This window comes from Variovorax sp. CCNWLW225, assembly GCF_037204045.1.
GTDB lineage: Bacteria > Pseudomonadota > Gammaproteobacteria > Burkholderiales > Burkholderiaceae_C > Variovorax.
On record NZ_JBBCBV010000001.1, the window covers coordinates 950,552 to 960,321 of the forward strand.

Consider the following 9,770-nt stretch of genomic DNA (forward strand, 5'->3'; position numbering starts at 1 on the left):
TGCGCCGGCGGGCGTTTTTACTTGGAACCAGCCAGGAACAAAACATGCCATCACGCCGCACTCTTCTTGCCCTTGGGCTCGCATCGACCGCCATGCTGACCGCTTGCGCCACCGCACCATCGCCTTCGTTCAGCGAACGCCCGCCGATCGTCTTCATGCACGGCAACGGCGACTCGGCTGCGCTCTGGCAAACCACCATCTGGCGCTTCGAATCGAACGGCTGGCCGCGCAACCGGCTCTTTGCGGTCGACCAGCCCTATCCGCTGGCACGCGACGACGACACCGTGGCGCAACCGGGCCGCAGCTCGACCGCCGATTCGGCGGCCTTCCTGAAGGCCGAAGTCGAGAAGGTGCTGAAAGCCACGGGCGCCAGCAAGGTGGTGCTGCTCGGCAATTCGCGCGGCGGCAACACCATTCGCAATTACGTGCAGAACGGCGGCGGGGCGGCTGTGGTGAGCCACGTGGTGCTGGGCGGCAATCCGGCGCACGGCATCTGGGCGGTGAAGGGCTTCCGAGAGAACAATGAATTTTCCGGGCTTTCGGCGTTCATGCAGCAGCTCAATGCACCGAAAGGGCCGAATGGCGACGAAGTCGCGCCCGGCGTGAAATGGCTCACTCTGCGCTCCGACAACAACGACAAATACGCGCAGCCCGACGGCCTCTGGATCGGCGCGCCAGGCCAGCCGACCAACATCGGCTTCGACGGGCCGGCGCTCAAGGGCGCGACGAACGTGGTGCTGCCGCGCGTGGACCATCGCGAGACTTCGTTCTCCCCCGCCGCCTTTGCCGCGACCTGGCAGTTCCTGACGGGCGAGCCGCCGCGCAGCACAGCGATTGCAGCCGAAACGAACGTCGTGCTCGATGGCCGTGCCGTCGGCGCGGAAAACCTCTCGCTGAACGGCGGCCAAGTGACCGTTTACGCGGTCGATCCCGCCACGGGCGCTCGGCGCGGCAATGCGGTGCACAGCAAGAACATCGGAGCGGACGGCCGCTGGGGCCCCTTCAGCGCACGCGGCGATACGGCCTACGAATTCGTCCTCAGCGCGCCGGGATACGGCACCACCCACATCTACCGCAGCGCGTTTCCGCGCAGCAGCAGCGTGGTGAACCTGCGTCCCGAACGCCTCGCCGCGGCCGATGCCAGCGCCAATGCAGTCGTCGTCTTCACACGCCCTCGCGGGTATTTCGATGCGCAGCGCGACACCATGCGCTTCGACGGCCAGAGCCCGCCGCCCGGGGTGCCGCCCAAGGGCTCGGGCGTGTCGAGCTCGCGGCTGCGCGTTGCCGCGGCGGAGCCTCAGCGCGCCGTGACCGGTGAATTCAACGGCGAGCGCATCACGGGCCTGACCTGGCCGGCGGCACAGCAGCATGTGACGGTGCTCGAATTGACTTACTGAGAGGCAACAGCATGAACGACGCGGCTTCCTCCCCTTTCGTGCTGAAGACACGCGATGCGCGCGGCGTGGTCACGCTCACGCTGAACCGACCGGCCTCGTTCAACGCGCTTTCCGAGGGCATGCTCGGCGCGCTCGAGCAGGCCATTGCCGAAATCGCTGCGGACGAAAGCGTGCGCGCGGTTGTCATCGCCGCGGCGGGCAAAGCCTTCTGCGCGGGCCATGACCTGAAGGAAATGCGCGCGGAGCCCTCGCTGGGCTACTACCAGCAGCTCTTCGAGCGCTGCGGCGCAATGATGCTGTCGATCCAGCGGCTCCCCGTGCCCGTGATTGCGCGCGTGCATGGCATCGCCACCGCAGCGGGCTGCCAGCTGGTGGCAGTGTGCGACCTGGCGGTGGCTTCCAGCGAGGCGCGCTTCGCGGTCAGCGGCGTGAACGTGGGTCTGTTCTGCGCCACGCCCAGCGTCACCCTTTCGCGCAATCTCGGCCGCAAGGAGGCGTTCGAAATGCTCGTGACCGGTGAGTTCATCGATGCGCAGGAGGCCAGGCAGAAGGGCCTGGTCAATCGGGTCGCGGCACCGGCCGAGCTCGATGCCGCGGTGGAGACGCTGGTCGCCAGCATCGTCGCCAAGCCCCGCAAGGCACTTGCGCTGGGCAAGGCCCTCTTCTATCGCCAGCTCGAAACCGGCATCGAAGCCGCCCTGGCCGACGCGAGCCAGACGATGGCCTGCAACATGATGGACGAGAGCGCGCTCGAAGGCGTTCAGGCCTTCATCGAGAAACGCCGGCCCGACTGGAAGCGTTGAGCCCCAGGCTAGGTGTCGTGCAGCCGCGAGCTCTGCGGCAGGTGCGCCATCAGGAATTCCATCTGGTCCGCCAGGATGCGGCGGTTTCGCAGAATGAAATCTTCCCAAAGGCTGGGCACATAGGGCGCATACAAGAGCGGCATGTTGGCCTGCTCGGGCGTGCGGCTGCTCTTGCGGTGGTTGCACGGCTTGCACGCTGTGACCACGTTCATCCAGGTGTCGATGCCCTTTTGCGCGAACGGAATGATGTGCTCGCGCGTGAGCTCGTCTTCGTGGAAATGCCCGCCGCAGTAGGCGCAGACGTTGCGGTCCCGCGCAAAAAGCTTGCTGTTGGTAAGCCCCGGGCGCTGGGTAAAGGGGTTAATGCGCGGCACGCCCTTGGTGCCGATGATGCTGTTGATGGCAATCTGCGATTGCTCGCCCGTGATGGCGTTGTGTCCCCCGCGGAACACAGCCACCTGCGCGCCCACCTCCCAGCGGACTTCGTCCGCTGCATAGTGGATGACCGCCTGTTCGAGCGATATCCATGACTGGGGCAGCCCTTGGGCCGACAGCTTCAAGACCTTCACCACACGCCTCCTCAAAAAGGGAAGAATCACGGAAAGACCAGGGACACGGAGCGCGCCGGAAACCACTTCAAGCGACGCACTGAGTCACAATATACCGGCTTTGTGACAAAACGGCCTGATTCGCCCAATTGACGGGCGAAAGGCGCTATCAAAAAGATACTCACCAATGCAGGTTTTCCGCGGCTTCCGGCACCCGGGCGTGGCTCCGGCCTGCGCCCTCACCATAGGCAATTTCGACGGCGTGCACCGTGGCCACCAGGCCATGCTGGCACTGCTGCAGACCGAGGCGCGCCATCGCGGGCTGCCCAGTTGCGTGCTCACCTTCGAGCCGCACCCGCGCGACTATTTCGCCGCCGTCACCAAAAAGCCGGACCTGGCGCCGGCGCGCATCGGCACCCTGCGCGACAAGCTCACCGAGCTTGCGGCCTGTGGCGTGGCGCAGACGATCGTGCTGCCCTTCGATGGCCGGCTGGCGTCCCAGTCGCCTGACGAATTCATCCAGAACGTGCTGATCGACGGCTTGGGCGCGCGCTACGTGCTGGTGGGCGACGACTTCCGCTTTGGGGCCAAGCGGGCGGGCGACTACGCCATGCTCGACGCCGCTGGCGATGCCCACGGCTTCGACGTGGCGCGCATGAACAGCTACGAGGTCCACGGCCTGCGCGTTTCCAGCTCGGCCGTGCGCGAGGCGCTGGCTGAGGGCCGCATGGCCGACGCCCAGCACCTGCTCGGCCGGCCTTACACGATCTCCGGCCACGTGGTTCATGGACGCAAGCTCGGTCGGGCGCTGGGCGCCTCCGAGCCCGGCAAGGACGATGGTTTTCGCACCCTCAACCTGCGCTTCAAGCACTGGAAACCGGCCGCCAGCGGCATCTTCGCGGTGCTGGTGCACGGCCTGGCCGACCAGCCCCTGCCCGGCGTCGCCAACCTGGGCGTGCGCCCCTCGCTCGACGCCAACGATGTCAACGCCGGCCGGGTTTTGCTGGAGACGCACTGCCTGGAGTGGCCCTCGCATCTGGGAGCCGAAGGTGCCTACGGTAAAATCGTCCGCGTGGAACTCCTGCACAAACTGCACGACGAATTGCGCTACACCAGCCTCGAGGCCCTCACTGCGGGCATCGCGAAGGATGGGCGCGACGCGCGCGCGTTCTTTGCGTCGACCCACGCCGAAACCCATCGCCAGACGACACGCGATCGAATTTAGCCCTGCACGCACCGTGCTGCCGCCCTTCGACAAGCTCAGGGCGAACGGCTTTTCTTCCGCACCGACCGCTCAATGCAGTTCGGGCTGAGCCTGTCGAAGCCCCTCTGTTTCGCACCCCAACATGTCTGACGCTGCTTCCACCACCGACTACCGTTCCACGCTGAACCTGCCCGACACCCCCTTCCCGATGCGCGGCGACCTGCCCAAGCGCGAACCGGGCTGGGTAAAGGAATGGAACGACGAAGGCCGCTACCACCGCTTGCGCGACGCCCGCCACGGCGCGCCCAAGTTCATCCTGCACGACGGCCCGCCGTACGCCAATGGCCAGATCCACATGGGCCACGCGGTGAACAAGATCCTGAAGGACATGATCACCAAGGCGCGCCAGCTCGAAGGCTACGACGCGCTCTACGTGCCCGGCTGGGACTGCCACGGCCTGCCGATCGAGAACGCCATCGAGAAGCAATATGGCCGCAACCTGAGCCGCGATGAAATGCAGGCCAAGAGCCGCGCCTACGCCACGGAGCAGATCGCGCAACAAATGGCCGACTTCCAGCGCCTGGGCGTGCTGGGCGAATGGGACCATCCCTACAAGACGATGGATTTTGCGAATGAAGCCGGCGAGCTGCGGGCATTCAAGCGCGTGATCGAGCGCGGCTTTGTCTATCGCGGCCTGAAGCCGGTGTACTGGTGCTTCGACTGCGGCTCGTCGCTCGCCGAATTCGAGATCGAATACGCCGACAAGAAGAGCCAGACCATCGACGTGGCCTTCAAGGCGCACGACCGCGAGAAGGTGCTCAAGGCCTTCGAGACCGACCATACGATCCTCGGCGACATCTTTGCCGTGATCTGGACCACCACCGCGTGGACCATCCCGGCCAACCAGGCGATCAACCTGAACCCCGAGATCGAGTATTCGCTGGTCGACACCGAACGCGGCCTGCTCATCCTCGCCAATTCGCTGGTCGAGATGTGCATGACGCGCTACGCGCTCGACGGCAAGGTGCTGGCCACGGTCAAGGGCGAGAAGCTCGGCGGGCTCGAATTCGAGCATCCGCTCTATGACGTCGATGCTGGCTACAAGCGCCTGTCGCCGGTGTACCTGGCTGACTACGCCACCGCCACCGACGGCACCGGCCTGGTCCACTCCTCGCCCGCCTACGGCGTGGACGACTTCAACTCCTGCATCGCCCACGGCGTGGCGTACGACGACATCCTGAACCCGGTGCAGGGCAACGGCAGCTACGCGCCCGACTTCCCGCTCTTCGGCGGCCAGAACATCTGGAAGGCCGTGCCGGTCATCATCGCCGCGCTGCGCGACGCCAACCGCCTGCTCACCACCGAGACCATCACGCACAGCTACCCGCACTGCTGGCGCCACAAGACACCGGTGATCTACCGCGCCGCGGCGCAGTGGTTCGTGCGCATGGACGAGGGCGAAGGCGTGTTCACCAAGGACAAGGCGCCCAAGACGCTGCGCCAGACGGCGCTTGAAGCCATCGAGAAGACGAGCTTCTATCCGGAGAACGGCAAGGCGCGCCTGCACGACATGATCGCCAACCGGCCTGACTGGTGCATCAGCCGCCAGCGCAGCTGGGGCGTGCCGATCCCGTTCTTCCTGCACAAGGACTCGGGCGAACTGCATCCGCGCACGATGGAAATCCTCGACCAGGCCGCCGACATCGTCGAAAAGGGCGGCATCGAGGCCTGGAGCCGCGTCACCGTCGAAGAAATCCTCGGCGCCGAAGACGCGCCGCACTACACCAAGAGCACCGACATCCTCGAGGTGTGGTTCGACTCGGGCTCGACCTTCTATCACGTGCTGCGCGGCACGCACCCCAACGTGCACCACGAAACGGGGCCCGAGGCCGACCTGTACCTGGAGGGCCACGACCAGCACCGCGGCTGGTTCCACTCGTCGCTCTTGATCGCCTGCGCGCTGGAAGACCGCGCGCCGTACCGCGGCCTGCTCACGCACGGCTTCACGGTGGATGCCAAGGGCATCAAGATGAGCAAGTCGCTCAAGAACGGGATCGACCCGCAGGAAATCAGCAGCAAGCTGGGCGCCGAGATCATCCGCCTGTGGGTGGCCGCAAGCGATTACTCAGGCGACATCGCGGGCGACGACAAGATCCTCGCGCGGGTGGTCGACTCGTACCGCCGCATCCGCAACACGCTGCGCTTTCTGCTGGCGAACACCAGCGACTTCGACATCGCCAAGGACGCGGTGCCGCTCGACCAGCTGTTCGAGATCGACCGCTACGCGCTTGCGCGCGCTTCGCAGTTCCAGGCCGAGATCCTTGCGCACTACAAGGTGTACGAGTTCCACCCGGTGGTGGCCAAGCTGCAGATCTACTGCTCGGAAGACCTGGGCGGGTTCTACCTCGACATCCTGAAAGACCGGCTCTACACGACGGCGCCGGGCTCGCTCGCGCGCCGCAGTGCGCAGACCGCGCTCTGGCACATCTCGCAAGCCATGCTGCGCTGGATGGCGCCGTTCCTGAGCTTCACCGCCGAAGAGGCATGGAAGTTCGTGAGCACCGGCAAGCCGGGCGAATCGATCTTTGCGCAGACGTTCAGCAAATTCGCAGCGCCCGACGAAGCGCTGCTCGCCAAGTGGAGCCGCATCCGCGAGATCCGCGACGTGGTCAACAAGGACATCGAGGCGGTGCGCGCCGAAGGCAAGGTCGGTTCGTCGCTGCAGGCCAACCTGCAGCTCACCGCGCCGGCCAACGACTTCGCGCTGCTGGGCTCGCTGGGCGATGACCTGAAATTCGTCTTCATCACCTCGGCCATCGCAATCGCCGCGGGCGAAACGCTCTCGACCACGGTGACACCGAGCAGCGCGCAGAAGTGCGATCGCTGCTGGCACTACCGCGACGACGTGGGCCACGACCCGGCGCATCCGACGATCTGCGGCCGTTGCACGAGCAATTTGTTCGGCGCCGGCGAAGCACGGAGCTTTGCCTGATGGCGGCCGCACGCTCCATGTCGGCATCGCGTTCGCGCAGCGGCAGCATCTGGCCATGGCTCGCCTTGGCGGCGATCATCTTGATCATCGACCAGTTCACCAAGACGCTGATCCTGGGCTATTACAAGCTCGGTGATGCGACTTACGTGACGAGCTTCTTCAACGTGGTTCGCGCGCACAACACGGGCGCCGCTTTCTCGTTCCTGGCCGACCATTCGGGTTGGCAGCGCTGGTTCTTCACGGCCATTGGCCTGGCGGCCGCGGTGTTCATCGTGTGGATGCTGAAATCGCACGCGGGGCAGAAGCTGTTTTCGTTCGCGATGGCGTGCATCCTGGGTGGCGCCATCGGCAACGTGATCGACCGGATGATGCACGGGTACGTGGTCGACTTCCTGAGCTTCCACGCGGGGAACTGGTACTTTCCGGCCTTCAACGCGGCGGACAGCGCGATCACGCTGGGGGCCATCTGCCTGATCGTGGACGAGATCCGGCGGGTTCGACGCGGCAAGTAAGCCAGTTTCTCAAGGGGGCCTTCGGGCCCCTTTCTCTTCAAGACTCAACGCGAGGGTTTTTCCCGGCTTTCTTGGCTTGTCATGGCTTGTCATGGCAGGGTCATACTGCCGCGGTGAAATGTAATCGATTACATAACACCGCACGATGAGCATCCAAGCCGTTGCAGCCAAAGCCGGAGTTTCCGTGGCCACCGTGTCGCGGGCGTTCAACTTCCCCGACAAGGTCACGCCAGCCACGCGTGAGTTGGTGGAACGCGTGGCGCGCGAGCTCCACTACGTGCCCAACGCCAGCGCGCGCACCTTGCGCACCCAGCGCAGCCGCGCATTGGGCGTGGTGCTGCCGACGCTTTTGAATCCGACCTTCGCCGAGTGCCTGCAAGGCATTGCGCGTGCAGCCATGGCAGGCGGCTACGCCATCATTCCTGTGACGACGGGCTACCAGCTCGACGAAGAAGAGCGTGCAGTCCACCTGCTGCTTGCCGGCAATGTCGACGGGTTGATCCTCGTGGTCTCCAACCCCTCCACTTCGGCGGCCCTCTCACGGCTTCGCACCGCCGGCACGCCTTATGTGCTGGCTTACAACCGGCATCCCGACCATCCCTGCGTGACCGTCGACGGCGAAGCTGCCGTGGCCGATGCCGTCGCGCGCCTGGTGCTGCTGGGGCACCGCCGCATCGCCATGGTCAGCGGCACGCTCGCCGCTTCAGACCGTGCGCAACAGCGTTACCGGGGTTACCAGAAAGGCATGGCCGATGCCGGGCTCGATGCGCCGCCGCTCATCGAAGTGCCCTTTGTCGAAAGCGCGGTAGACATGCTTGCGCACCTGCTGCAAGCCAAGGAGCGACCCACCGCGCTGGTCTGCTCGAACGACCTGCTCGCCATCCGCAGCATTCGCGCCGCGCACCTGAGCGGACTCTCCGTACCCGACGACCTCAGCGTCGTCGGCTTCGACGGCATTGCGCTCGGCGAAGATCTCACGCCGGCGCTCACCACCATTGCGCAGCCCAACAGCGACATCGGCCGCCGCAGCGTCGAGCTGCTGGTCCAGGCCATGGCCGGCGGCGCCACGCTGCAAGCCGATGCGAGCCTGCTGCTGCCTTGCTTCTTCCGCGACGGCGAATCGTGCGCATCCGCACGCGATGTCGCCGACGACTGATCACCCGTTTCACCCGCCTCACCCCTCACATCCACATCAAGGAGTTCTTTCATGTCTCTCCGCATCTCCCGCATGGCCCGCCTGGGCTTGCTCACCGCCGCGCTCGTCGCCGCCGGCAGCGCCATGGCCCAGACCGCCATTTGCTACAACTGCCCGACCGAATGGGCCGACTGGGGCACGCAGCTCAAGGCTATCAAGGCCAAGACCGGCATCACCGTGCCGGCGGACAACAAGAACTCGGGACAGTCGCTCGCGCAGCTCGTGGCCGAGAAGGCAAGCCCCGTGGCCGACGTCACCTACCTGGGCGTGACCTTCGCGGTGCAGGCCCAGAAGGACGGGGTGGTCGAGCCCTACAAGCCGGCAGCATGGAAAGACATTCCCGACGGCCTGAAGGACCCGGCCGGCAACTGGTTCACCATCCACTCCGGCACGCTCGGTTTCATGGTCAACGTCGATGCGCTCAAGGGCAAGCCGGTTCCAAAATCGTGGGCCGACCTGCTCAAGCCCGAATACAAGGGCCTCATCGGCTACCTCGACCCCGCATCGGCCTTCGTCGGCTACGTGGGTGCGGTAGCGGTGAACGAAGCACGCGGCGGCACGCTCGACAACTTCGGCCCCGCCATCGACTATTTCAAGGCGCTGCAGAAGAACGAGCCCATCGTTCCCAAGCAGACCTCGTATGCGCGAGTGCTGTCGGGCGAGATCGCGATCCTGCTCGACTACGATTTCAACGCCTACCGCGCCAAGTACAAGGACAAGGCCAACGTCGCATTCGTCATTCCGAGCGAAGGCACGCTGGCAGTGCCTTACGTGATGAGCCTCGTCGCGAAGGCACCTCACGCAGCCGAGGGCAAGAAGGTGCTCGACTTCGTGCTGTCCGACGAAGGCCAGGCCATCTGGGCCAAGGCTTACCTGCGGCCGGTGCGCGCCGGTGTGATGCCGAAGGACGTGGAGGCGCAGTTCTTGCCGGCTACCGAGTACGCCCGCGCGAAGAGTGTCGACTACGCGCGGATGGCTGAGGCGCAGCGGGCGTTCTCAGATCGTTATCTGAAGGAAGTGCGCTAAGTGCGTTGTTCAGGGCGCGCACCCGCCGACGGGGTACCTTTCTCCGCGAATGTCCCCCGGCCTGCGGCCTCCTCCTTTATTTCGCTGCGCAAG

Annotated in this window: 8 protein-coding genes; 7 read left to right on the forward strand and 1 reads right to left on the reverse strand. The window is 65.3% G+C overall.

Features of this window, described 5'->3' with window-relative positions; all coding sequences use genetic code 11:
• The first annotated feature begins 44 nt into the window (after positions 1-44).
• Together V9L20_RS04625 and V9L20_RS04630 are read left to right on the forward strand one after the other, a co-directional pair.
• Complete coding sequence (locus tag V9L20_RS04625; RefSeq protein WP_337295658.1) at positions 45-1,397, forward strand: alpha/beta fold hydrolase; 1,353 nt, start codon at positions 45-47, stop codon at positions 1,395-1,397.
• Between the two features lie 11 nt (positions 1,398-1,408).
• Positions 1,409-2,200, forward strand: coding sequence for an enoyl-CoA hydratase (locus V9L20_RS04630; RefSeq protein WP_337295659.1), 792 nt, complete (start codon positions 1,409-1,411; stop codon positions 2,198-2,200).
• A gap of 8 nt (positions 2,201-2,208) precedes the next feature.
• On the opposite strand, the gene V9L20_RS04635 is transcribed toward V9L20_RS04630, so the two are convergent.
• Positions 2,209-2,769, reverse strand: coding sequence for an HNH endonuclease (locus V9L20_RS04635; RefSeq protein ID WP_258504542.1), 561 nt, complete (start codon positions 2,767-2,769; stop codon positions 2,209-2,211).
• Positions 2,770-2,935: 166 nt separating this feature from the next.
• On the opposite strand from V9L20_RS04635, the gene V9L20_RS04640 reads away from it, so the two are divergent.
• The 5 genes from V9L20_RS04640 to V9L20_RS04660 all read left to right on the forward strand — a co-directional run bounded on the left by V9L20_RS04640 (position 2,936) and on the right by V9L20_RS04660 (position 9,677).
• The gene (locus V9L20_RS04640; RefSeq protein WP_337295660.1) at positions 2,936-3,973 is read left to right on the forward strand and encodes a bifunctional riboflavin kinase/FAD synthetase; all 1,038 of its coding nucleotides are present in this window, start codon (positions 2,936-2,938) and stop codon (positions 3,971-3,973) included.
• Between the two features lie 121 nt (positions 3,974-4,094).
• The gene (ileS, locus tag V9L20_RS04645) at positions 4,095-6,944 is read left to right on the forward strand and encodes an isoleucine--tRNA ligase (RefSeq protein ID WP_337295661.1); all 2,850 of its coding nucleotides are present in this window, start codon (positions 4,095-4,097) and stop codon (positions 6,942-6,944) included.
• Positions 6,944-7,456: a signal peptidase II gene (gene lspA, locus V9L20_RS04650; RefSeq protein ID WP_157612688.1), complete on the forward strand. Its 513-nt coding sequence runs from the start codon at positions 6,944-6,946 to the stop codon at positions 7,454-7,456. Before ileS ends, lspA begins: the two co-directional genes overlap by 1 nt.
• 145 nt (positions 7,457-7,601) lie before the next feature.
• Entirely contained in the window at positions 7,602-8,612 is a 1,011-nt protein-coding gene (locus tag V9L20_RS04655) for a LacI family DNA-binding transcriptional regulator (protein WP_337295662.1), read from the forward strand.
• Positions 8,613-8,663: 51 nt separating this feature from the next.
• Entirely contained in the window at positions 8,664-9,677 is a 1,014-nt protein-coding gene (locus tag V9L20_RS04660) for an ABC transporter substrate-binding protein (RefSeq protein ID WP_337295663.1), read from the forward strand.
• Positions 9,678-9,770 lie beyond the last annotated feature (93 nt).